The sequence below is a fragment of the Burkholderia sp. M6-3 genome (assembly GCF_050858985.1).
Lineage (GTDB): Bacteria > Pseudomonadota > Gammaproteobacteria > Burkholderiales > Burkholderiaceae > Paraburkholderia > Paraburkholderia caledonica.
This window is the reverse complement of record NZ_CP110091.1, coordinates 115,243-137,181: the sequence shown is the minus strand read 5'-3', so window position 1 is coordinate 137,181 and position 21,939 is coordinate 115,243. Positions and strand designations below refer to the sequence as shown.

At 61.9% G+C, this 21,939-nt stretch carries 21 protein-coding genes; 9 read left to right on the top strand and 12 right to left on the bottom strand.

Annotation, left to right across the window (positions count from 1 at the left end):
• Nucleotides 1-48 precede the first annotated feature (48 nt).
• From OH764_RS17930 to OH764_RS17910, 5 genes are all read right to left on the bottom strand, one after another.
• Nucleotides 49-762 carry a 4'-phosphopantetheinyl transferase family protein gene (locus OH764_RS17930; RefSeq protein WP_498850163.1) on the bottom strand — a complete coding sequence of 238 codons (714 nt, stop codon included), beginning with the start codon at nt 760-762 and terminating at the stop codon, nt 49-51.
• Nucleotides 763-830: 68 nt separating this feature from the next.
• On the bottom strand, nt 831-2,153 hold the full coding sequence (locus tag OH764_RS17925) for an MFS transporter (RefSeq protein ID WP_498850162.1): 1,323 nt from the start codon (nt 2,151-2,153) through the stop codon (nt 831-833).
• 181 nt (nt 2,154-2,334) lie between these two features.
• Nucleotides 2,335-2,571 (bottom strand): DUF2783 domain-containing protein, encoded by a 237-nt coding sequence (locus tag OH764_RS17920; RefSeq protein ID WP_087753034.1) that lies wholly within the window; start codon nt 2,569-2,571, stop codon nt 2,335-2,337.
• A gap of 43 nt (nt 2,572-2,614) precedes the next feature.
• Nucleotides 2,615-4,333 carry an FAD-dependent oxidoreductase gene (locus tag OH764_RS17915; RefSeq protein WP_498850161.1) on the bottom strand — a complete coding sequence of 573 codons (1,719 nt, stop codon included), beginning with the start codon at nt 4,331-4,333 and terminating at the stop codon, nt 2,615-2,617.
• A gap of 73 nt (nt 4,334-4,406) precedes the next feature.
• A complete protein-coding gene (locus tag OH764_RS17910; protein WP_498850160.1) occupies nt 4,407-5,366 on the bottom strand; it encodes an MBL fold metallo-hydrolase in 960 nt (319 codons plus the stop codon).
• A gap of 276 nt (nt 5,367-5,642) precedes the next feature.
• On the opposite strand from OH764_RS17910, the gene OH764_RS17905 reads away from it, so the two are divergent.
• Together OH764_RS17905 and OH764_RS17900 are read left to right on the top strand one after the other, a co-directional pair.
• A complete protein-coding gene (locus OH764_RS17905; protein WP_498850159.1) occupies nt 5,643-6,500 on the top strand; it encodes an IclR family transcriptional regulator in 858 nt (285 codons plus the stop codon).
• Nucleotides 6,497-7,342: an IclR family transcriptional regulator gene (locus OH764_RS17900; RefSeq protein ID WP_498850158.1), complete on the top strand. Its 846-nt coding sequence runs from the start codon at nt 6,497-6,499 to the stop codon at nt 7,340-7,342. The genes OH764_RS17905 and OH764_RS17900 overlap by 4 nt, the downstream gene beginning before the upstream one ends.
• A gap of 4 nt (nt 7,343-7,346) precedes the next feature.
• On the opposite strand, the gene OH764_RS17895 is transcribed toward OH764_RS17900, so the two are convergent.
• The 3 genes from OH764_RS17895 to OH764_RS17885 all read right to left on the bottom strand — a co-directional run bounded on the left by OH764_RS17895 (nt 7,347) and on the right by OH764_RS17885 (nt 10,154).
• Complete coding sequence (locus OH764_RS17895) at nt 7,347-8,207, bottom strand: MurR/RpiR family transcriptional regulator (protein WP_020068805.1); 861 nt, start codon at nt 8,205-8,207, stop codon at nt 7,347-7,349.
• 63 nt (nt 8,208-8,270) lie between these two features.
• Nucleotides 8,271-9,353 (bottom strand): ABC transporter ATP-binding protein, encoded by a 1,083-nt coding sequence (locus OH764_RS17890; protein WP_498850157.1) that lies wholly within the window; start codon nt 9,351-9,353, stop codon nt 8,271-8,273.
• A gap of 27 nt (nt 9,354-9,380) precedes the next feature.
• The gene (locus OH764_RS17885; protein ID WP_498851343.1) at nt 9,381-10,154 is read right to left on the bottom strand and encodes an SDR family oxidoreductase; all 774 of its coding nucleotides are present in this window, start codon (nt 10,152-10,154) and stop codon (nt 9,381-9,383) included.
• A gap of 334 nt (nt 10,155-10,488) precedes the next feature.
• Between OH764_RS17885 and OH764_RS17880 the strand changes: the two genes are divergently transcribed.
• The 3 genes from OH764_RS17880 (at nt 10,489) to OH764_RS17870 (ending at nt 13,661) form a co-directional block, all read left to right on the top strand.
• A complete protein-coding gene (locus OH764_RS17880; protein ID WP_027778172.1) occupies nt 10,489-11,721 on the top strand; it encodes an ABC transporter substrate-binding protein in 1,233 nt (410 codons plus the stop codon).
• A 201-nt stretch (nt 11,722-11,922) separates the two neighbouring features.
• A complete protein-coding gene (locus OH764_RS17875) occupies nt 11,923-12,813 on the top strand; it encodes a carbohydrate ABC transporter permease (RefSeq protein WP_020068801.1) in 891 nt (296 codons plus the stop codon).
• Nucleotides 12,810-13,661 (top strand): carbohydrate ABC transporter permease, encoded by an 852-nt coding sequence (locus OH764_RS17870; protein WP_498850156.1) that lies wholly within the window; start codon nt 12,810-12,812, stop codon nt 13,659-13,661. The genes OH764_RS17875 and OH764_RS17870 overlap by 4 nt, the downstream gene beginning before the upstream one ends.
• A gap of 100 nt (nt 13,662-13,761) precedes the next feature.
• On the opposite strand, the gene OH764_RS17865 is transcribed toward OH764_RS17870, so the two are convergent.
• Nucleotides 13,762-14,055 carry a DUF1330 domain-containing protein gene (locus tag OH764_RS17865; RefSeq protein ID WP_020068799.1) on the bottom strand — a complete coding sequence of 98 codons (294 nt, stop codon included), beginning with the start codon at nt 14,053-14,055 and terminating at the stop codon, nt 13,762-13,764.
• Between the two features lie 342 nt (nt 14,056-14,397).
• On the opposite strand from OH764_RS17865, the gene OH764_RS17860 reads away from it, so the two are divergent.
• Nucleotides 14,398-15,153: a hypothetical protein gene (locus OH764_RS17860; RefSeq protein ID WP_498850155.1), complete on the top strand. Its 756-nt coding sequence runs from the start codon at nt 14,398-14,400 to the stop codon at nt 15,151-15,153.
• A gap of 420 nt (nt 15,154-15,573) precedes the next feature.
• Here OH764_RS17860 and OH764_RS17855 read toward each other — a convergent pair whose 3' ends face one another.
• Complete coding sequence (locus OH764_RS17855; protein WP_498850154.1) at nt 15,574-16,314, bottom strand: MFS transporter; 741 nt, start codon at nt 16,312-16,314, stop codon at nt 15,574-15,576.
• 313 nt (nt 16,315-16,627) lie between these two features.
• Between OH764_RS17855 and OH764_RS17850 the strand changes: the two genes are divergently transcribed.
• The 3 genes from OH764_RS17850 to OH764_RS17840 all read left to right on the top strand — a co-directional run bounded on the left by OH764_RS17850 (nt 16,628) and on the right by OH764_RS17840 (nt 19,570).
• Nucleotides 16,628-17,518: a LysR family transcriptional regulator gene (locus OH764_RS17850; protein WP_498850153.1), complete on the top strand. Its 891-nt coding sequence runs from the start codon at nt 16,628-16,630 to the stop codon at nt 17,516-17,518.
• A gap of 124 nt (nt 17,519-17,642) precedes the next feature.
• Nucleotides 17,643-18,809, top strand: coding sequence for a CaiB/BaiF CoA transferase family protein (locus OH764_RS17845; protein ID WP_498850152.1), 1,167 nt, complete (start codon nt 17,643-17,645; stop codon nt 18,807-18,809).
• A complete protein-coding gene (locus OH764_RS17840; protein ID WP_498850151.1) occupies nt 18,806-19,570 on the top strand; it encodes a Clp protease/crotonase-like domain-containing protein in 765 nt (254 codons plus the stop codon). The genes OH764_RS17845 and OH764_RS17840 overlap by 4 nt, the downstream gene beginning before the upstream one ends.
• 56 nt (nt 19,571-19,626) lie before the next feature.
• On the opposite strand, the gene OH764_RS17835 is transcribed toward OH764_RS17840, so the two are convergent.
• Entirely contained in the window at nt 19,627-20,067 is a 441-nt protein-coding gene (locus OH764_RS17835) for a hypothetical protein (protein ID WP_027778180.1), read from the bottom strand.
• Between the two features lie 157 nt (nt 20,068-20,224).
• Nucleotides 20,225-21,913 carry a purple acid phosphatase family protein gene (locus OH764_RS17830; protein WP_498850150.1) on the bottom strand — a complete coding sequence of 563 codons (1,689 nt, stop codon included), beginning with the start codon at nt 21,911-21,913 and terminating at the stop codon, nt 20,225-20,227.
• Nucleotides 21,914-21,939 lie beyond the last annotated feature (26 nt).

The following is a 21,939-nucleotide window of genomic DNA, read 5'->3' as shown; positions in this document are numbered from 1 at the left end:
TTAGTTGCATTGTGATGCGCGGCAACGCGCGTGCTGGCAGTCCGCGTGTTAGTGCGCGAGCGGCCGGATCGACGTCGGCAGCGACCACGCAACGCACGCCGCGTAGCCATGCGGCGCTTCTATCCATTGCGCGGCGATCTCACGCATGTCGTGCGCAATGGCATTGCGCAACGTCACGCGATTGCCTTCGCGCGGCAGTACGGCGAGATGCTGCAAGCCTCGCGTGATGCCGACGCCCGTAGTTTTGACGAGCGCTTCCTTCGCCGTCCATGCGTCGTAGAACCCAGCCATCTGTTCGGAAGAATCGAGGCGCTCGATCCACGCTGCTTCGTCTGGGTCGAGCGTCAGCGTCATGATGGAACGCCAGTCGAATCTGCCGCTGTGCTGTTCGATATCGACACCGACGCGCCGAACATTCGACATCGCGATCAAAGCAAATCGTCCCGCATGGGACACATTGAAATCCGGCGCTGTCGAATCCGCGAGCCGTGGCCGCCGGTTTGCGTCCATTGCGAAGCGCACAGCGTGAGCTTCGACGCTCATGCGTTGCGCGAGCAACTCGCGCAACGCCGCGCGCGTCGAGGCGAAGCGCAGCGCGTCGTCAAGCTGGCGGAAGTTGAGCGCTCTGTCGCGCTCGTCGTGACTGAGGCACGCGAACGCCGCGGCATCGAGCGACATGTCGAAATGCAGATCGATCCGCCACAACGAAACGTCGGGCGGGCCTTGATGCTGAAGCGGATGCGGTTCGATGGTGTCAGACATCGGCAGAACTGGGCGCAGTGGAATTACTGCGACTCTACATGATGGCTCCCGTTCCGAGCGGCGGGATCTCACGCGCTCTTTGACTCTTTCGGCACGCCGATTAATAGCGCGACACCGCTCGCGAACAGCAATGCCGTCAGTAGGTAAAGCGCGGTATCCATGCTGCCGGTGTGCATCTTGATCTGCCCGATCGCCCACGGGCTGACAATGCCGCTCGTGATACCGATGCTACTAATCAACGCTATCCCGCCCGCCGCCGCAGCGCCTGATAGATAACTCGACGGCACGGTCCAGAAGATCGGCAACGCAGAGAAGATCAGCAGCGTTGCGAGCGACAGAATCGCGAGCATCGCCGGAAAACTGCTTAAATGCAGCGTCAACAGAGACAGCGCGATGCCCCCGCCAATGGTGCATACGGCGAAGTGCCGCCGACGCTCTGCGCGCCGGTCGGAATGACGCGCGATCAGCACGAGACCAAGCGCGCCGATTGCATTCGGAATGACACTGTAAAGACTGATTGAGAGAACATCGCGAATGCCGAAGTCGCGAATCATCAACGGCATCCAGAAACTGAGCGTCAACGACGCGCACGTCAGCGAAAAATAGATGAACGCAAACAGGTAGACGCGCGGATTGCGCAAAGCCTGCATGAACGAGTGTGATGAATGCGACGATGCCGTGCGGTCCTCATCGCGCTCGGCGATCAGTTGAGCTTTCTCGCCCGCCGTAAGCCATTTTGCGTGCTGCGGGCCGTCGACGAGATAAAACGCGGCGACGAGTCCCAACACAACGGCCGGCGCGCCTTCAATCACGAACATCCACTGCCAGCCGTACAGACCCAACACGCCGCCCATATCGCGCATGATCCAGCCCGACACCAGGCCACCAAGCACGCCCGCAACCGCGACGCCCGCGAAGAAAACCGACAGCACGGCCGCGCGCCGGCGCGCCGGATACCAATAGGTCAAATACAGTACGATGCCGGGGAAAAAGCCCGCTTCGAAGACGCCGAGCATGAACCGCAGCAGATAGAAGTGCGCGGGTGTCGACACCATCATCATGCCGACCGACGCCACGCCCCACAGCAGCATGATCCGCGTGAACGTGCGGCGTGCGCCGAATCGCGACAGCAGGAGATTGCTGGGTACTTCGAATAGCACATAGCCGATATAGAACACCGCGGCGCCGAGACCGTACATGGCGTCGCTGAAACCAAGGTCGTGCTTCATCTGCAATTGCGCGAAGCCAATGTTGATTCGATCCAGGAACGACACGACGTAGCAGAGAAACAGAAACGGCACGATGCGCAGCGATACTTTGCGATACAGCAGATCGTCGTGCGCGGCAGTGCTTGAACTCGGCTCAAGCGCGGGGGCAAGGGATTGACTCATCGGTTATCTCCAAACATGAGGCGTGAAGGGTCCTACGGACCCGCGGGTCCGGTGTCTTGATGCACCGCGTTGTTGTCTGCTGAGATGGCGGCGTGCGAATGCGCGGAACCGCCCTACTGTCGCGATGAAGTGCGCGCGACTCAGGGAGCCGGGCGCGCGTTCACGCTACATGCAGCGTCGATTACGCTGCCAGTGGATGAATCTCGCCGCCTTGTGTCGCTGGATCCGCGACGCCTTCGCGTGCGAGACGGATCGCTTCGAGCAGCGTCGCGTGATCGCCGATATGGTTGGCGAGCAACAGAATGAGTTGCGCGTTGGCGGACTGACTGCGCGCGTCGTCGAGGTCGCGATGCATGTCGATCAACGCCTCGTAGAAATCGTCGGGACGCGCGAGATTCGGTTGCGTGTTCAGTGCCATGTCGTGTCTCCAGATTCTATTTATCGCTACGCTTGCGGTGGTTTCAGGCCGTACCTTCCACGCACAACGCGCGTTTCAACGCGCTCTCCACCGTGCTCGCGTCGAGTCGCCGCCAACGTGCGCATACATGCTGGTCCGGCCGGATCAAATAGAACGTGCCGGGTTGCGCGTCGTAGCGCGCGCTCGCCACGCCTTCCACGTCGCGCAAAATTTTTGCGTCCGTTATCGCGGGCGCCGGCGCTTCGCCGCGCGCGACCACAACGAGTTTCATAGGAATCGCGCCTGTGCGAAGGCCATTCAACGCGGCTTCGGTTTGGGAGTCGATGCCGTGTTCGCCACAGAAAAGCACGCCAGTGAATTGCTGGCCAAGATGAGCGAGCAGCCACGCCGGTTCGCGCGTCGCCTGCACTGGCGCATCCACACAGGCAGCACCCGGCACCATCGCCCCCTCGAAGCTGTCGCTATCCGGCGTGTTCAGCGGCGAGTCGCTCAGCACCGCGGGCACGGAGAGGCGGCCACTGTTCGTCAGCTGCCGCGCAAACGGATGGTGGCGCGCGAGCTTCAGCACAGCGTCGCGGAACACGCGGCTCACGGGGCTCTTCGGTGTGATGAAATCGGTGGAACGCGTCGAGTTGCGGATGTTTTCGTCGGCGGCAAATTCGCGTTCGCTTGCATACGTGTCGAGCAACACGTCCGATGCCTTGCCTTCGAGCACCATCGCCAGTTTCCATGCGAGGTTCTCTGCGTCCTGCACGCCGCTATTGGCACCGCGTGCGCCGAACGGCGACACGCCATGTGCGGAATCGCCCGCGAACAGCACGTTGCCGTGCCGGAAGCGCTCCATGCGCAAACACGAAAACGTATAGACGCTGACCCATTCCAGTTCGAACTTTGCATCGGGTCCGAGCAACGCGCGCACACGCGGAATGACGCGCTCCGGCGTTTTCTCCAGCACCGGATCGGCGTCCCATCCGAGCTGGAAATCGATTCGCCACACGTTGTCCGGCTGACGGTGCAGCAACACCGATTGATTCGGATGAAACGGCGGATCGAACCAGAACCAGCGCTCGGTCGGAAAGTCCGCTTCCATTTTCACGTCCGCGATCAGGAACCGGTCTTTGAACGTGACGCCTTTGCTGTCGAGTCCCATCAAATTGCGAATCGGACTACGCGAGCCATCGGCGGCGACCACGTAGCGGCCGCGCAAAGCGTACTCACCGTCGGGCGTGTCGACGGTCAACGTCACGGCTGCGTCGCACGTTCCCGGCGTTCCGCTTTGCTCCACACCGACGACTTTGCTTTTCCAGCGAATCTCGATGTTCGGCATTTGCTGCGCGCGTTCGAGCAGAAAGCCTTCGACGTAATACTGCTGCAAGTTGATGAACGCGGGCCGATGGTGGCCCGCTTCCGGCTGCAGATTGAACGAATAGACCAGTTCGTCTTTGAGGAACACCTTGCCGACATTCCAGCTGATGCCCTTGTCCACCATTCGCTGACCGCATCCGAGGCGATCGAAAATATCGAGCGAGCGCTTCGAGAAGCAGATCGCGCGCGAGCCCGTGGACAACGAACAGTCGTCGTCTACAAGTACGACCGGCACGCCCTGCTGCGCGAGGTCGATCGCCGTGGCGAGGCCCACCGGGCCCGCGCCAACCACGATTACCGGGTAGGCCGGCTGCTCCGCTCCGCTGTGCACGCCTTGCGCGCCCTGTTCACGGCATGGCCGGTATTCGAACGACAGCCTCTGGTAGTCGATGCTCATCTTGTGTCTCCGTCCTTCTCCGCTTTGCTCTGCTGTGCTTCCCTGCTTTTATTCGCTTCTATTCGTATGCAGATCAGGCTTGCAGTGCGTCCCACATTTCCTTGTCGCGTTGCGCAGTCCAGATGCGCGGATGTGTGATGCCGCTCGCTTCATCGAAAGCACGCGAGACGTCGAACGGCAAGCAATGTTCGTAGATGAACACGTGCCCGAACTTCGGGTCCATTGCTTTACGCGTGTGCGCCATCGCGGCCTTCAGATCGAGCTTCTGTGCGACGGCTTCGCGACCTTGCTGCAACAGCGTGGTGACGAAATCCTTCGTGTAATCGAGGCCCTTGTTGACATCTTCGGGCGTGGTCAGCGCTGGGCCGCGGCCCGGCACCAGCTTCTCCGCATTGAGCGCACGCAGTGCTTCGAGTGTGGCGGGCCACTGTTCGAGTTGGGCGTCGCCGCAATAGCATGCCGCGTCGTATTCGACGAGATCGCCGGAAAACAGCACCTTCTGCGACGGCAGCCACACCACCGTGTCGCCCTTCGTGTGACCCGCGCCAAGATGCGCGATGCGGACTTCGAGCTTGCCGAGGAACAGCGTCATTTCCTTTTCGAACACGAGCGTCGGCCACGTCAGGCCCGGCACGGTTTCGACGCCGGCAAAGAGACGGGGAAAGCGCTCGATCTCCGACTTCATGTCCGCCTCGCCACGCTCGACGATCATCTCGTACGTGCCGCGGCTCGCAATCACTTCCTGCGCGCCTTCCTTGAAATACGCCGACGCGCCGAGCACGCGCACCGCGTGATAGTGCGAGAGCACGACGTATTTGATGGGTTTGTCGGTCACGCTGCGAATCTTCGCAATGAGGTCTTGCGCCATGGCCGGCGTGGCGGTGGTGTCGACGATCAGCACGCCGTCGTCGCCAATGATCACGCCCGAGTTCGGATCGCCTTCCGCCGTGTACGCGTAGGCGTTCTCGGACAACTGCGTCCACGTGACCTTCTTGACTTCCAGATCGGCCTGAGATGCGAATGCCTTTGCCATGCTTGTCTCCCTCAAAAGTTGGACGTGAGGCGAGACGGCCGGCGGCGCGCCTTGGCGCGGGCTGACGTTATTGAAGGTTGTCTCGCCCCGTTTTTGACTCTGTGACTGCGCCGGTGTATCGGGGTGAATGCATCTTATGGCCGCGTCAGTTTATTTGTCAATAGCGAAATCTATCGCTATACGCAAATATCGAAACGTCTAACATGACGGTGTGGACAGCGGGGTTTGTAGCGCGGGCTTCGGTTAACATGGACGCTTTTTCGGACGAACACGGGCGTGGGCAAAGCAGCGAAACCATCCCCGGGCGAAGGCTCGGGCGGCAGCCAGACGACGGACAGCGGCAAGACGCAGCGCGGCATTCAGAGCGTCGAAGTCAGCGGCCGGGTGCTGCTCGCGCTGGCGCGGGCGCGCGCGCCGTTGGCACTGTCGGACCTCTCCACCGCCGCCGAACTCGCGCCGGGGCAGGCGCACGCGTATCTGGTCAGCTTGAGCCGCCTTGGCCTCATCAAGCGGGATGAACTCACCGGCCGCTACGAGCCCGGTCCGTTGTCGTTGCGTCTGGGGCTCTTGCATCTGGAGAGTCAACCGGCGTTTCGCGCCGCCGTGCCGCGCGTGGCCGCGCTGGCCGAGGCAATCGGGTTTAGCGTCGCGATCTGCATTGCGGGGCCGCAGGGGCCGACCATTGTCCGCTACGAACATGCGGGGTTTCCATTGCATGTGAATCTGCATGTGGGCACGGTAATGTCGCTGTCGGCAACGTCCACGGGACGCGTGTTTTGTGCCTATCTGCCGCGCGAAACGCTCGACACGATGTGGGCGAATCAGTCTGGCGCTGCGCCGAGCATGTCCACCAAACCGGGCGAAGACGCCGCTTTTCAGGCGGCGGTGGACAAGATTCGCGCGCGCGGTCTGGAGTGCAGCGTCGACGCGCCGAGTCCGGGCATCAGCAGCCTGAGCGCGCCAGTGTTCGATCCGGACGGTCATCTAGCCTTGGCGTTGACGGTGATCGGCTCGACCGGCGCAATCGACGCGACCGCCGATGGCCCCGTCGCTCGCGCGTTGCTCGCAACGGCTCGCGACATTGGCGGTGAACTCGCCGCCGGATCTTACCTGCTTGCATCGACCGCACCGTGACTGCACTTACCGATACCTCTTCTCCGCCGCCCGCTTCCTCCGATGCGAAGCCGCAGCGCGGCATTCAGTCACTCGACAGCACCGGCGAGCTGCTGGCGGCGCTCGTCGCGGCCGCGCGGCCATTGACGCTGCGCGATCTCGCGGCCGCGGCTGGGATGCCGCCGGCGAAAGCGTTCCCGCATCTGGTGAGCCTGCTGAAAATCGGCTTGCTGAGCCGCGATGCGTCCGGCTGTTTCGCTGCCGGGCCGCTGGCGCTGGAACTCGGATTGATCGGCCTGCAGCGACTCTCGCCCACGCGCGAGGCGGAGCCGGAAGTCGTCGAACTGGCGGCATCGACGGCCATGAGCGTCGCGATGGCGGTGCTCGGTCCGCTCGGACCGACGGTCGTGCGGCTGGAAGAATCGGCGCGGCCGTTGCATGTGAGCTTGCGGGTGGGCACGGTCATGTCGCTGGTGAATACGGCGATCGGCCGCGTGTTCGCCGCCTATGTAGCGGACGATGTCCGTGCTGGTCTGCTCGCGCAGGATCATTTGCGGCTGGCGGGCTCGAACGCTGCCGATGCGCTAGCGGACAAGCACGGAGCAACGCTGAAGGAAGCGTACCGGGAGCGTCTCGCGCAAGTTCGCGCGGGCGGCATGGACAGTGCGCTGAGCCGGCCGGTGCCCGGCATCGACACATTGGCCGCGCCTGTGTTCGACCACACCGGCAGCATCTGCCTCGTGCTCGCGTTGATGGGACCGAGCGGCAGTTTCGACAGCGACGCGACGGGCGAACCCGCGCAAACGCTGTGCGCGGCGACGTTGAGGTTGTCGCGGAGATTTGGGTGGATGGGAGCGGGGTGAGCGCCTAATCGCCGGTTTGCGGCTCATGCGACGACAGCCTCGCCTTCGCATGCCGCATCTTCTCCAGCGTCTTCGGCCCGGCCTTGAGCGCGACGCCGATTGCCAGCGCGTCCATGATGCAAAGGTGCACGAGCCGTGAGACGCCGGGCGTATTCGGATCGATCGGGCTCGGCACGCGCAGCAGCAACGGTATGTCCGCGAGCCACGCGAGGCGCGAGCCGACGTTGGTGAGCGCGATTGTCGTCGCGCCGCGCTCTTTCGCGATCTGGATGCTTTCGTTCACTTCCGTGCTGCGTCCGGAATGCGAAATGGCAAAGGCGACGTCGCCCGGTTCCATCATGCCCGCATACAGGCGCTGCAAGTGACCGTCGGTAAAAGCCGTGGCGGCGATGTCGAGGCGCAGGAACCGCAGCGCCGCGTCTTGCGCGACCAGCCCCGAACCCGAGCCGACGCCGAAGAAGAACACGCGTCGTGCGCTCGATAGCGCAGCAATCGCGCTTTCGACCACCGCAGGATCCAGCGCGCCGCGCGCATGCGTGATGCCATCGACGGCGGCTTCGCCCACTTTGTCCATCAAGGTTTGCACGTCGTCGTCGCGCGCGATTGCCGCCGACGCATACGGCAAACCGCCCGCCACACTCTGCGCCAGCTGCATCTTGAAGTCGCGCAGACCGTGCGCCCCGATGGCGCGGCAGAACCGCGTGACAGAGGGCTCCGACACATCCGCTCGCTGCGCAAGTTCAGTGATGCTCGCACGCATCGCGAAGTCGACATCGCTCAGCACCATGTCCGCGACCTTGCGTTCGGCTGGCCGCAAATTGGCGAGTGCGCTGCGGATGTGGGGAATCAAGTTCGGTGCGGACACCCGGTGTTCCTTAAGGGTTAAATGAATCCGCGTGGGTCGCAGCTTCGATCGGCAACACGCGGCTCAGACCAGTCTGCGCCCACTCTCCGTATCGAACAGGTGAATATGAGCGGCCGGCAAGCGCAGCGTGACGCGCTCGCCAGGCTCGACTTTCGAACGTTGACGTGTCGTCACACACCACGTGTCGCCGCCTATCTTCCCGTACAGATGCGTTTCGGCGCCAGTCGGCTCCACGACTTCGACCTGCATTGTCACGTCGGGTGTCTGCGTCATTGTCTCGATGTGTTCGGGCCGCACGCCCAGCGTGACCTTTGCGCCGACCGCCGCGGAAGCCGGCGCGCCTTCGAGCACGATCTCGCCGCCGTCCGCGAGTTTCAATGCGAGTCCCGATCCTTGCGTGCGGTTCACGAGAACGCCTTCGGCAAAGTTCATTGACGGCGAGCCGAGAAAACTTGCAACAAAAAGATTCGCGGGGTGGTCGTAAAGCTCCAACGGACGCCCGATCTGTTCGATCCGCCCGGCGTTCATCACGACGATGCGATCGGCCATCGTCATGGCCTCGATCTGATCGTGCGTCACGTAAATCACCGTGTTTTTCAGGCGCTGATGCAATGCCTTGATCTCCGTGCGCATTTGCACGCGGAGCTTCGCGTCGAGATTGGACAACGGTTCGTCGAACAGAAACAGCGACGGCTCGCGCACCACCGCGCGGCCCATCGCGACGCGCTGGCGCTGACCGCCCGACAACGCACGCGGCAGACGGTCGAGATAGCCGCCGAGATTGAGCATCTTCGCGGCGGCCTCTATTCGAGGCTTGAAATTGGCCGGCGACTCCTTGCGGATTCGCGGGCCGAAAGCGATGTTTTCGTACACCGACAAATGCGGGTACAGCGCGTAGCTTTGGAACACCATCGAGATATTGCGCTGTTGCGGCGCGAGATTATTCGCGCGCGTGCCGCCGATCATCAGGTCGCCGCCGCTGATCTCCTCGAGGCCCGCGACCATCCGCATCAACGTGCTCTTGCCGCAGCCCGACGGGCCCACGAGCACGACGAATTCGCCGTCGTCGATATGAAGGTCGATGCCGTGCACGACCTGCGTGTCGCCATAGCGTTTGAAGATGCCGCTCAGTTGCACTGCTGCCATGCTTTCCTCATCGTCTTGCGGTTTCTATCAAAGCGATTCGAGCGTCAACTCTTGAGCCATCAGACGGTTGCCGGCCATCAATCCGCCGTCGACAGGCAGCGCTACACCGGTGATCACGCGCGCCATTGGCGAAGCGAGAAACAGCACCGCGTCGGCGATATCGTCAGGTGTTGCGAAATCGCGCAACGGGTACCACTTCTTCAGATCTTCGAAGACCTGCGGGTTCTTGTCGACGCGCGCCTGCCATGCCTGCGTCTTCACGGTGCCGGGACAGACGATGTTCGCGCGAATGCCGTAGCGGCCCAATTCCACAGCAAGCGCCTTTGTGTAACTGATGAGACCGGCTTTAGCCGCGCTATACGCGGGATGTCCGAGTGCGGCCAAACCGTTCACGGAACCGATCAGCACTAGCGCTCCGCTCTTGCGCTCGATCATCGACGAACGCACGGCCTCGACAGTGTGATACGTGCCGTTCAGGTTCAGGTGAATGTCGCGCTGCCAGCTCGCGGCATCGGTCGTGGCCAGCGTCAGACCTTCGGCCGCGCCCGCGTTGGCGACGAGCACATCCACCGGTCCGCGTTTTTCAACGGCGGATGCAACGGCTTGCTGCACCGCGGCCGCGTCGCCCAGATCGACCGCAATCGGGCTGACCTGCGTTTCGCCGAGTTGCTTCGTCAAGCGCTCCAGCGCCGCCGCATCGATGTCGAGCGCGAGGACCGAGTCGCCCTGCTCGACGAAACGCTTGCACAACACGCTGCCGATGCCGCCGCACGCGCCCGTCACCAACACCACACGATTCATGTCCGCCTCGCTTTTCACGCTTGCCGCGCCAATCTAAATCGCCTGTAAATTTATTACAGCATGGAAGCCGCGTCGCATTTCGTCATCCCGAATATTGGGTTTTTGCGCCACGTGCCACACGCAGAATATGCCTTGCCTACAGTCATCTTATGCACAAAACCTGCCGCGAACGAAATATCGCAGACCCTACGTGACAATGCATTTTTAGCCGTGTAGGATTTTTTCAAACAATTCAACCACAGCGGCCGGCGACGGCAGCGGACCATCCCACCAATCGTTGATGGGACCTTGGTAAGCGCTAATGCACTCACTAAGGTCGACACAGGAGAGAGAAATGTCGTTGCATGCCCGTGCTTCCCTCGCGCTCGGCAAAGTTGCCGTGGCGCTCGCGTTTGCAGGTATTGCCGTGGCGGCTCACGCCGACACGGTTCGCGTGACCGTCGCGCACTACAGCGATGCGACCGCGCCGTACTTCGAAAAGATGGCTCGCAACTTCGAGAAAGCCAATCCCGGCACGACCATCAAGATCGAAGACGTGAACTGGGACACGCTGCAACAGAAACTCCAGACGGATATTTCCGGCAACGCGAATGCCGATCTCGCGATCGTGGGCACGCGCTGGCTGCTCGACTTCGTGAAGGACGACGTGGCGGAGCCGCTCGACGGCTACATGGATGCAAGCTTCAAAGGCCGCTTCATTGGCCCGTTCCTCGCGCCGGGCGAGATCAACGGCAAGGTCTACGGCCTGCCGATTGCGGCTTCCGCACGAGCGCTCTACTACAACAAGGACCTGCTTGCGAAAGTCGGCTATCCCGACGGCCCTAAAACATGGAACGACGTAATCGAAGCGTCGAAGAAGCTGAAGGCGCAAGGTATTGCCGGCTTCGGTCTGCAGGGCAAGGAAATCGAAACGGACGTCTACTTTTACTACGCACTGTGGACGAACGGCGGCGAAGTAATCGGCAAGGACAACAAGGCGGCGTTCAACTCCCCCGCGGGCATCAAGGCGGCGACGCTCTACAAGTCGATGATCGATCAGGGCCTGACGCAGCCTGGCGTCACCGGCTATAGCCGCGAAGACGTGCAGAACCTCTTCAAGCAGGGCCGCGTTGCGATGATGATCTCAGCACCGTTCCTCGCTAAACAGATCAAGAAGGAAGCGCCGAACCTGAAGTACGGCATCGATCCGATTCCGATGGGCACCACTCACGCCACCTACGCGGTCACGGACTCGATTGTGATGTTCAAGAACTCGAAGGTGAAGAAGTCCGCATGGAAGTTCCTCGACTATCTGTTCACGAAAGAACCGCGCGTCGAGTTCACGACGACCGAGGGCTTCCTGCCGACCACAAAGGCTGAATCGTCGGACCCGGCGTTCAACGATCCGGATACCAAAGCATTCGTCGCATTGCTGCCCACGGCTCGCTTCGCGCCGACCGTAACAGGTTGGGAAGACACCGCGAAGGCCGTGACCGATGCAATGCAGTCGATCTATCTGGGTAAAGCCAAGCCGGCTGACGCGTTGAATGCGGCGGCCACGCAAGCCAACAAGTCGCTCGGTCATTGAGCGGCCCTACGCGGTGAGGTTGCGGTAATTCGTTGCACACGGGACGCGCGCCGCGCGGCTGCAATAGCAGCCGGATAGAAACGCGCGGCGCGCATCCCGGCCATCATGCTGGCCGTAAGACTGTCATCGACGTTATCGACTATCCGGCCCATTCCGTCGCGCCCGCTCCGTTGTGCAGGCGCGTCTCACGATCGAGCACGTATGAGCCGTTCCGCTTCTTCACGCCTGCAAGCGCCCTGGTTGCTGATTGCGCCGAGCCTCGTGCTGGCGCTTTTTATCATCAGCTATCCGATTTTCAACATTGTCTGGCAATCGCTGCATGAGGTGTCGCGCTTCGGCGCCATTCGCGATTTCACGGGCCTGCAGAACTTCTACACGATCTTCGGCGATCCCGCGTTTCTCGCGGCAGCGAGGCGCACGATAGTCTGGACCGTGTTCGTAGTGGGCGGCACGGTGCTGATTTCCGTGCCCGTTGCGCTCGTGCTGAATCAGGATTTCTATGGACGCGGCGTCGCGCGAACGATCGTCATGCTGCCGTGGTCTGTCTCGTTGACGATGACCGCCGTTGTGTGGCGCTGGGCCTTCAATGACGACTACGGCATGGTCAACGTCACACTTCAGCGCCTCGGCTTGATCGGCGGACCGATTCATTGGCTCGCGACTCCCGAGTTCGCTTTTCCGGTAGAGATCGCGGTCGGCATTCTCGTCTCCATTCCGTTTACCGTGACGATTCTGCTCGGCGGATTGTCATCGGTGCCAGGCGACATCTACGAAGCGGCGCGCATCGACGGCGCCAGCGCATGGCAGCAGTTTCGCAAGCTGACGCTGCCGTTGCTGCGGCCCTTCATCAATATGACCATTCTGCTGAACGTCATTTATGTGTTCAACTCGTTTCCGATTATCTGGGTCATGACGCAAGGCGGACCGGACAACAGCACGCATATTCTCGTCACGTATCTGTATGAACTCGGCTTCAGGCTCGGACGTCCAGGCGAAGCCGCGGCCGTTTCGCTCATCATGCTGGTCATGCTTTTCGTTTTCTCGATGGCGTATCTGCGCTTGCAGCCAGCGAAAGAAGGAGAACCGTCATGACGCTCAGTGCAAAAGCGAAACGCTCGCTGTGGTGCTGGCTCGCGTTGTCGCCGCTCGTGGTGGTCGTGCTGTTCCCGTTCGCAATCATGCTCTTCACCGCATTGAAGCGTGCTTCGGAGATCTTCGTATATCCGGCGCGCTGGCTGCCGGTGCATTGGCAATGGAGCAACTTCGTCGATATGTGGCAAGCCGCGAATTTTGGCGTGGCGCTGCGCAATAGCACGGTGATCAGCTTGCTTTCGACGCTGCTCGCGCTCGCAGTGAGCTTGCCGGCGGCTTACGCATTGGCGCGGTTCCCGTTTCGCGGACGCGGAACGTATCGCCAGTTCCTGCTCGTCACGCAGATGCTGTCGCCTATTCTGCTGGTGGTCGGCCTGTTCAGGCTCGCGGCCATGATTCCTTATGGCGACGGCAACCTCGTCGATTCGAAAATCGGCGTGATCGTTTCCTATGCGGCCTTCAATATTGCATTCGCTGTGTGGATGCTGTCGTCGTATTTCCAAACGGTGCCGCGCGATCTCGAAGAATCAGCGTGGCTCGAAGGATGCGGCCGCACGAAGGCCGTTTTCAAGGTGTTTCTACCGCTTGCCGTGCCCGCCATCGTCGTCACGGCGATCTTCACGTTTATCAACGCGTGGAATGAGTTCGCCGTGGTGTACACGCTGATCCGCTCGCCGGAGAACAAGACGCTGACCGTGCAGGTGACCGACATGGTCGCCGGCAAGTACGTGGTGGAATGGCATCTGGTGATGGCCGCTACGCTTTGCGCGACGTTGCCCGTGTCGATCGTGTTCGCGTGGTTGCAGCGGTATCTGGTGAAAGGGCTGGCGTTGGGCGCGGTGAAATAGGTCCTTGCGGACCGCGCTGTTGCGCACTGCTCCAGGTACAGTCACGGCGGTCGAGGTGTCGACCGCCATAAACAGCTTTATCTAGCGCATTCTCAGCGAATTACTCGGCGCCGCGAACGATCCGCAGGTCGCGCTCTACCGCATCGCCCAAAGCTGCGAGCGCCTTCTTATAGTCGTCGCGGTCGTACGCGGCGACTGCGTCTTCATACGACGGGAACTCGATCACCACCGTCCGCTCCTTCAGGCCCTGCTCGTGAACTTCGTCCGCGACACCGCGCACGAGGAACTTGCCGCCGGCAGCGGCCACGGCCGGGCCCGCCAACTGACCGTAGGCCGCCAGCTTCGACGGATCTTTGATCTTGCGATACGTGGTTACCCAATACCCCTTGCTCATTTGACGCTCCTTCTACGTGTTGGCCATGAGTCGAGCAGCGTAACAGAGAATGCTCGGCGCGCCTTTATTGCCCCGATGCGTTGCGGGTTCTCCGGAAAACCAGCAAAGCGCCGGGATGCACCTCTACAAATAGCGCCACACGACTACAAAAGATGGCCCGAAACGTTGAATAACGGCGGGTGACAAATAGCGGACTTCTCTAGAAACTCTTCGTACGATCCACGTAATGCGTCGACGCCTGGCCGCTCCCGCATGATTTGCAACCGAGTGCGTCACGGTGAGGCAACGAGTCGTCGTTTATCATGGACCTTACACTGCCTTGAATGAAGCTTCAGTTTAGATATGACGAATACCGGCAAGACGTTGATTATCGGTCTGGTGCTAGCGGACCTGGTGGTCTGCGGCTATCTGTTTTATCCGCGCGAGGACAGGAAGTCGGCGCCCCCAGCCGAAGCGGCCCTGACCGCGCCCGACACGACCGATTCGCGCTCCTACGGCGAAAGCCATGTGATCGCGGGCAGTATCGCGCGTCCTGGTTCGCCGGACGCGAACGCGAGCGCCAAAACCAATAGCGGCACGATTGTGAGTGGCGGGGATGTGCGTGCGCCCGCACCGGCGGCGCCTATGCCGACGACGCCTGCAGTTACAACGGCACCGGCCACCACACTGTCGAATATCCCAGCGGCGGAGATGCAACCTCAAGCCCAGCTCGCGCAACCGGCACAACCGCAGACGCAGACTCAGCAGACGCAGGTGCAACCTCAAACCCAATCGCAGCCTCAACGCTACAGCGCCAGATCCAAGGCCACGCAGCATACGGACGACGCCCGTAGCCATGAAGATTTGCGTCGCCATGGTTCCAGCGACGTCGGCGCCTTGATGACGGAGTTGCTCGTCCGCGAGTCGGCGAAGCTCGATCCGTCGTTGCCGCCGCCGCCCGCGTCTCCGACACCGCCGCCGCCGTCCGTGACGGATCGCGAGCCGACCAATCGGCGCAACTCGAATCCTGTCGCGGCTGCGATGACCGATCAGCTGGTCAAGGAGTCCGCCCGTGTGACGCCCGCTTCAGGCGCTCAGAGGCAGCCGGGCACGCAATAGCCGCCGACTGCTCAAGCGGATGGCCGCTTTGGGTTGCGCCAGCAATCTCGGTGTTCGGCGTACATCTTCATTTGAAACGGCATCCGGCGGTTTTCTCGCTGGATGCCGCAGACACTACCTCGTGGCTACTCCGTCTCCCGACCTTCGGCCTGTCGTTCCCACGAAGACGACCCTTTCCTGGTGCCGCCTCGTTCACGCAACCTCGTCGTCCACAATCGGTTCGCGAGCCATGAACCAGTAGAACAGTGCCGCGCATCCGGCAATAGCGCCGCCCGAGATGAAGGCAAGCGCATACGAACCGGTACGGGAATGCCCGCATACACGCCAAGCTGCGCGAACGCACGCAATCAATAACCGTTTCGCGGCGACGGGCGACGCGAATCCTTGGGCGGGCGGCGCCCTCGGCGAGATCGCGGTTGGCTATCTCATGCCCCACACGCTGCGTCGCGCGAACAGCGACCGCCACCGCAGCTTTGAATTGACCAGCGACCGTTCGTGACCGCCGCCACCTGCTTCGATGTATTCGCCCTCGTCTTTGGAAAGATGCTTGCTGTCCATCGGGTTGCGATACAACATCAGGAACAGCAGCGCGAACGCAATGCCGAAAGCGCCCGTCACATGAAACAGCGAGCGCCAGCCGAACGCGACCATCAGCGCGACGAGCATGGCCGGCGCGATGGCCGGTCCCCACGTTGAAGACGAATCCCATACGCCCGTCGCAAAGCCGCGCTCTTTCGCCGGAAACCACGCGGCAGTGATCTTCGCCGACGTCGGCCAGCATGGCGCCTCGCCCACCGCGAGCAACGCGCGCATCACGATGAGTCCGGAGATCGAACCGACCACACCGGTGAGCCACGTCGCGACACTCCACCAGATCATCGCGAACGCGTAAGCGCGTTTTGCGCCGAAGCGGTCGATCACCCAGCCCGCCGGCAATTGCATCACCGCATACGTCCATGCAAATACGCTGCCTAGCAGGCCGATCTGCGTGCGAGTCAGGCCAAGTTCCTGGATCATGCCCGGCGCTTCGATGGAAAGACTCGCGCGGTCCATGTAGTTGATAATGCCGCCGATCAGCAGCCAGATGAGCACATGCCAACGGAAGTTGAACCGGGCGGGACGCACTGCGGCGGCCGTGAGCGAACCGGTGGACTTGTCCAAAACGTGTCTCCGTCAAGATGGCCGTTGAAGACCATTCATCGTTGCCGGTATGCATGCGCGGTGCAGCGTGACGCTGTACTTGTATGCACATACTGAATGACAAGTGTTCGGACGCAAACGCGAGAGCTCCAATGTCGAAACGGGATGTGGCGATAGCCTTTTCGTTATCGTTACGGTCAGGACGCTATGGCCAATGCGGCGATCGATGCGTGCCGGTCGTCCGACGCACCGGTTCCGGATGCCGACTGTCGCGGCACACTAAACTATCGGGCGAAGCGAGCGCCCATCATCGTTCGATACATGTGGAGACAAAGTGAAATTCGACACGACAACCGTCCGGCTGATGCTGACCATTGCGGAAGAAGGCAGCATCTCGCGCGCTGCCGACAAGCTGAGCCTGGCAGTCGCGGCAGCCTCGCGGCGCGTGTCGGACCTGGAGGACCAACTTGGCGCGAAGCTCTTCAGGCGCGTGCCGCACGGCGTGGAGATCACCGAGTCAGGCGCGAAGTTGCTGGCGTATGTCCGGCAGATCGACAACCTGATTGACCGCATGGAAGGCGATGCACAGGCGCTCAATCATGGGCTCGACGGACGCATCATCATCGGCGCGCCGAAAGCGGTTGTCATTCAGTTCCTCGCTCGTGAAATCGCCGCGATCCAGCGCAAGTACCCCCGCATCGCACTGAAAATTGTCGAGGAGAACAGCAAGATCGTGCAGCAACTGCTGCGCGACAAAGTGATCGACGTGGGCATCTACGAGAAGAAAAGCGGCTTTCTGGATCTGGACAAGTCCGCATATAGGGAGGACCGGCTCGTGCTGGTCTATAGCCGCGCACATTTCGAATTCGACCGGGTGCCCGTGGGCGTCGACGACATTCTCGACCTTCCCATTGTGAGTTTGGGCAAAGGCTCGGCGGTGCTGTCCGCGGTCGAGCGCGCGTATCGCAGCCGCGGGCGGCTGTTCCCGAACAACTTCACGGTGAACGGCTTCGACACGATGCTCGCCATGGTGCGCCACGGGCTCGGCGTCGGCTTGATGCCGCCCGATGTTTTACAGAGCTTCCATCCCGAGGATTCGCTCGCTTCCGTTGAGCTCGACGCAGACTGGTCCCGGCGTAGCTACGTATTGTCCTGCGTCGAAGGGCATGCTCAGGAGCAAACGCTGCGCAACGTCGTGGCTCAATTGCTGGAGGGCGGCGCCTAGCCGGGCGACAGGCGACGGTTTCGCCAACCGCGAAACCAGCCATGACGCGGCGATTCTTGCGGCAGCCTGCGCACTCGGCGACAGTGGAGCTACATCACACCACTATCCGAGGAGGAAGCTCGACATGACGGAATCTGCGCATCTCCCACTGCAGGGCATTCGCGTGCTGGACGTGAGTCAGGTCATGGCGGGACCGTTCGCCTGCATGATGCTGGCCGACCTGGGCGCGGATGTCATCAAGGTTGAACCACCAGAAGGCGATCAGACGCGCGGTTCAATGGGCTTCAAGATGAAGGGCCCCGACAGCATGGGCTTCCTCAATCTCAACCGTAACAAACGCTCCGTCACACTTGACCTGAAGAGCGACGAGGGGCGCGAGCTGTTCTATAAGCTTGCCAAAACGGCCGATGTCATCGTCGAGAACTACCGCCCCGGCGTCGTGCAGCGTTTGCGGATCGACTACGAGTCGATCAAGGCGATCAACCCGAAGATCGTCTACGCGAGCATCTCAGGTTTCGGGCAAAGCGGGCCGTGGGCGTCGCGGCCCGGCTTCGATCTGATGGCGCAAGCCATGTCCGGTGTGATGAGCGTGACGGGCTACAAAGGCGGCAAGCCTGTCAAGGCGGGCGTGCCGGTTGCCGATATTGGCTGCGCGATGTTTGCAGTGTACGGTCTCCTGTCGGCTTATATCGGTGCGCAGAAAACCGGCGAAGGGCAGCATATCGACGCGTCGCTGTTCGACTCCATCATGGCCTTCTCGATCTGGGACATGTCCGACTACTGGGGCACGGGCGTGCCGCCGACGCCGCTCGGCACGAGCAACAAAATGAGCGCGCCGTATCAGGCGGTGAAGGCCCGGGACGGTTACTTCGTCATGGGCGCAACGAACCAGAAACTATGGTCCAAGCTGTGCCGCGTGCTGGAGCGGCCGGATCTGATCGACCATACCGATTACGCCAACGTGTCGCTGCGTCTGAAAAATCGCGAGGCGATGATCGAAGTGCTGGAGCAGGAATTCGGCAAACGCGACAGCAGCGAATGGGTCGACGTATTGCTCGCGGCCGGCATACCAGCAGGCCCCATTCTTTCGTATCCCGAAGCGTTTGGAAGCGACCACGCCCGGCATCGGAACATGTGCATGGAAATCGATCATCCGAACGAGGGCAAGGTCAAGAACATCGGCTTTCCCGTCAAGCTGCTCGGCACGCCGCCGACCGTGCGCCGCCATCCGCCGCTACTCGGTGAACATAACGAAGAGATCTTCGCGGAGATCAACGGAGCCGCATCATGAGCGAACTGGTCAGCCTGAGCGTCGACCCTTCGGGCGCGGCGGAGATCCTGATCGACAGACCCGAGCGGCACAACGCGATGACGCTCGACATGTACGAGTCGCTACTCGCACTCGTGGCGCAGTGCGAAGCGGATAGCGGCGTGCGCTGCATTCTGTTGCGCGGCGCCGGCGGCAAGTCTTTCATCTCCGGCACGGACATCGGCTACTTCACGGGCTTCCGCGATGGTCGCGATGGCGTTGCATACGAAGCGTTCGTGGAGCGCGTGATCGGCACAGTCGAGCGAATTGCGAAGCCGACCATCGCGGTGATAGACGGCTGGGCCGTAGGTGGCGGTCTGGCGCTTGCCACGGCCTGCGATTTCCGTGTTTGCAGCGATGCATCGCGCTTTGGCGCGCCGATTGCCAAGACGCTGTCCAATACGCTTTCATCGCGCAACATCGCGCGGCTCCAGGCGGCGTTGGGCACGCCGCGTGTCAAAAAGATGCTGTTGCTCGCCGACTATCTGACGGCCGGCGAAGCGCTGGCCTGCGGATACGTCTATCAGGTCTGCACGCCTGGCCTGCTGCAGGAAGCGGCGCATACGCTCGCGCAACGGTTGATGGTGCTCTCGCCCGTCACGCAGAAAGCAGTGAAGGAGAGCTTGCGCCGCATCGTCGTCGAGCAACGACTCGACGATGACGACCTGATCGAAGAAGTGTATGGCAGCGCCCGCTTCAAGGAAGCGGTGCTGGCGTTTACGTCGGGGTCTTCGAAGGCATAAGTGCCCGGGCCGCACGTGTATTGCCGGTGCGGTCCCGACGCACTCAGGCGCACCGCTTAATCGTAGTGCCGATGCTTATGACGCTTCTTGCCCGACCGGTAATCGCGCGAGTAGTCGTCGGCATACGAGTTCGAGCGCGAGATATTGCCGCCGAGCGCGGAGCCCGCGCCGCCGCCTAGTGCTGCGCCGATCAGGCCGCCGCCACGTCCGCCCATCGCGTTGCCGGCTGCGGTGCCCGCACCGCCGCCCAGCGCGCCGCCTACGATGGCGCCCGTGCGCTCGCGGCGGTTAGATGTCACCGCGCCGCCCGCGCCGCCGCCAACCGCGCCGCCGATTACAGCGCCCGTGCTGCCGCCGACCGCGCCGCCCAGTGCCGCACCCGCTACGCCGCCGAGCGCGCCGCCAAGCGCATTGTTCATATCGCCGGCCACAGCCGACAACGACGCCGCGCTCGTGAGCGCTGCAACAGCCACAATTTTTAGAATTCGCTTCGACATAAGAGGTCTTTGGTTTTTATGAGACGGCGCGAGTATAACCGGCGATTCGAAAGGCTTCTGTAACCGCCTCATCGCGTACCGGTAAGACGTGTAACAAAACCTGCCGCGCCGTCTCTTCCCCTTGCTTCTTGCTTCTTGCCTCTCCCCGGCTCGCGCGTCAGCGCTTGCGTTTCTTCTTCAGCTCGATGGTTTCGAACAGCTCGTAGTTCGATGTAGGCGTCTGGTCCGCGCCGGGTGCGTGGTAGTAGTTCATCGTGATGGTCGTCTCGCCGCCCGGATGGCCCGGCTCGTGATCGAACACGGCGATGCCGTAGCCGGTGCCGGTGTCTCGTTGCGCGGACCAGATTGCGTCTTCAACGGCATCGGCGCTCGCTCGCACGAACGTGCCCGCCGTGCTGCCTGGAACCGGACGGTTAGGCCGCGTGAAAATGCGCGCTTGCGGCAGGCCCGTGCCCGCGTCGAGGCCATACACGTCGAGCGGTGCGCTCGTGCCGCCGCCGCCGAGAATCAGGTGGATCGTGCCATGGCTCGTATCGAATGTCGACGCCCCAGCGGAAATTGCCGACATCACCGGCTTGGGCTGCAATGTATCGACGGGACGACCTGTTGCGATATCGGTGCCCTTATCGTGATTGCAGCCGCGCACGGGATAGCTGCGCTCATAGTCGTGATCGTGGCCGCATAGCACGAGGTCCACGCCATAACGATCGAAAAGCGGGAGCCAGGCTTCGCGGATGCCTTTGTCCGAACCGTTGCCCGTCTTCGAAGAACTCAACGCGTCCTGATGCATCTGCACGACGATCCAGTCGACGTCGTCGTCCTGGGCCGCGTGCCGGAGCGTCTTCTCCAGCCAGCGCGTTTGCTCGCCGCCGCTGTAGCCGCGCACATAGAAGGACGTGCCCGGCTCGATCGGCGGATTCCCGGTGCTCGCTGCCGGCACGAGCGGTGCCGGCCCAGCCACGAACGCGGCGGCGTCCTGATAGACGACGTCGTCGGCATCGAGCGAAATGAACAGCACCGAGCTCACGCGGAAGCTGTACCAGCGCCCCTGAAATCGCGTGTGATTGTCAGGCAACGCGTAGCGCGCGAGGTACGACGCGAGCCCTTGCTCGCCGTTGTGAAACTCGATCTCGTGATTGCCGGGGCATGGCATCCACGGACGATTCGCGGCTGAAGTTTGACAGTTGTTGCCGAAGTCGCGCCACACTTCGGGCTGCTGTGTCGGGTTCAGATTCGCATAACAGAGGTCACCGTTGAGCAGGTGAAAGAGCGGCTGAAAGCGCTCGACCGCCTGCACGGCGAAGCGGCTTTGCGGCGACGAGAGCACCCAGCCGGTATTCGGCGTGGCGAGGTCGCCATAACTCGTCCAGCGAAACGGTGCGCGGCCTCGCGGTGCGGTGCGGAAGCTGCCGCTGAAGGGCCGCGCCGCGTTGCTGTCGTTATCGGCCGTGACCTCGTATTCGTAACTCGTGTCTGGCTTGAGGTCGCGCAGACGCGCGTGATAGTTGAATACCACTTCGCCGTTGAGGCCGTCGGTGTACGTGGTCTGCACGCCATGCACGATCCGTTTGCCTTCTCCAACCCGGCCAATACGCAAATGCGGCTTCACGGCAGCCGCGAGCGACGCCCACGACACCGTGACTTCATTGGATGGATCGTTGCCCCAGGTCAGGTGTACCTGTTCCGGTGTGCCGTCTGGCGTAGCGCTTGCTGCGCGCGCCGTTGACAGCGCGTTGGCTGCACTTGCGAGACTCGATGCGCCGGCGAACTTCAGGAACCCGCGACGCGAAACGATGGAAGCACCCTGATCGGCTGGCGAAGCCTTAGCGTTTTTTGTGTTCGACATGTCTGTGTTTTGTGGGTAGGAAGGAC

What these genes read in the sequence shown, in the direction of transcription:
- OH764_RS17930 (WP_498850163.1), bottom strand. Translation starts at nt 762, where the DNA reads ATGTCTGACACCATCGAACCGCATCCGCTTCAGCATCAAGGCCCGCCC.
- OH764_RS17925 (WP_498850162.1), bottom strand. Translation starts at nt 2,153, where the DNA reads ATGAGTCAATCCCTTGCCCCCGCGCTTGAGCCGAGTTCAAGCACTGCC.
- OH764_RS17920 (WP_087753034.1), bottom strand. Translation starts at nt 2,571, where the DNA reads ATGGCACTGAACACGCAACCGAATCTCGCGCGTCCCGACGATTTCTAC.
- OH764_RS17915 (WP_498850161.1), bottom strand. Translation starts at nt 4,333, where the DNA reads ATGAGCATCGACTACCAGAGGCTGTCGTTCGAATACCGGCCATGCCGT.
- OH764_RS17910 (WP_498850160.1), bottom strand. Translation starts at nt 5,366, where the DNA reads ATGGCAAAGGCATTCGCATCTCAGGCCGATCTGGAAGTCAAGAAGGTC.
- OH764_RS17890 (WP_498850157.1), bottom strand. Translation starts at nt 9,353, where the DNA reads ATGGCAGCAGTGCAACTGAGCGGCATCTTCAAACGCTATGGCGACACG.
- OH764_RS17885 (WP_498851343.1), bottom strand. Translation starts at nt 10,154, where the DNA reads ATGAATCGTGTGGTGTTGGTGACGGGCGCGTGCGGCGGCATCGGCAGC.
- OH764_RS17880 (WP_027778172.1), top strand. Translation starts at nt 10,489, where the DNA reads ATGTCGTTGCATGCCCGTGCTTCCCTCGCGCTCGGCAAAGTTGCCGTG.
- OH764_RS17875 (WP_020068801.1), top strand. Translation starts at nt 11,923, where the DNA reads ATGAGCCGTTCCGCTTCTTCACGCCTGCAAGCGCCCTGGTTGCTGATT.
- OH764_RS17870 (WP_498850156.1), top strand. Translation starts at nt 12,810, where the DNA reads ATGACGCTCAGTGCAAAAGCGAAACGCTCGCTGTGGTGCTGGCTCGCG.
- OH764_RS17865 (WP_020068799.1), bottom strand. Translation starts at nt 14,055, where the DNA reads ATGAGCAAGGGGTATTGGGTAACCACGTATCGCAAGATCAAAGATCCG.
- OH764_RS17860 (WP_498850155.1), top strand. Translation starts at nt 14,398, where the DNA reads ATGACGAATACCGGCAAGACGTTGATTATCGGTCTGGTGCTAGCGGAC.
- OH764_RS17845 (WP_498850152.1), top strand. Translation starts at nt 17,643, where the DNA reads ATGACGGAATCTGCGCATCTCCCACTGCAGGGCATTCGCGTGCTGGAC.
- OH764_RS17840 (WP_498850151.1), top strand. Translation starts at nt 18,806, where the DNA reads ATGAGCGAACTGGTCAGCCTGAGCGTCGACCCTTCGGGCGCGGCGGAG.
- OH764_RS17835 (WP_027778180.1), bottom strand. Translation starts at nt 20,067, where the DNA reads ATGTCGAAGCGAATTCTAAAAATTGTGGCTGTTGCAGCGCTCACGAGC.
- OH764_RS17830 (WP_498850150.1), bottom strand. Translation starts at nt 21,913, where the DNA reads ATGTCGAACACAAAAAACGCTAAGGCTTCGCCAGCCGATCAGGGTGCT.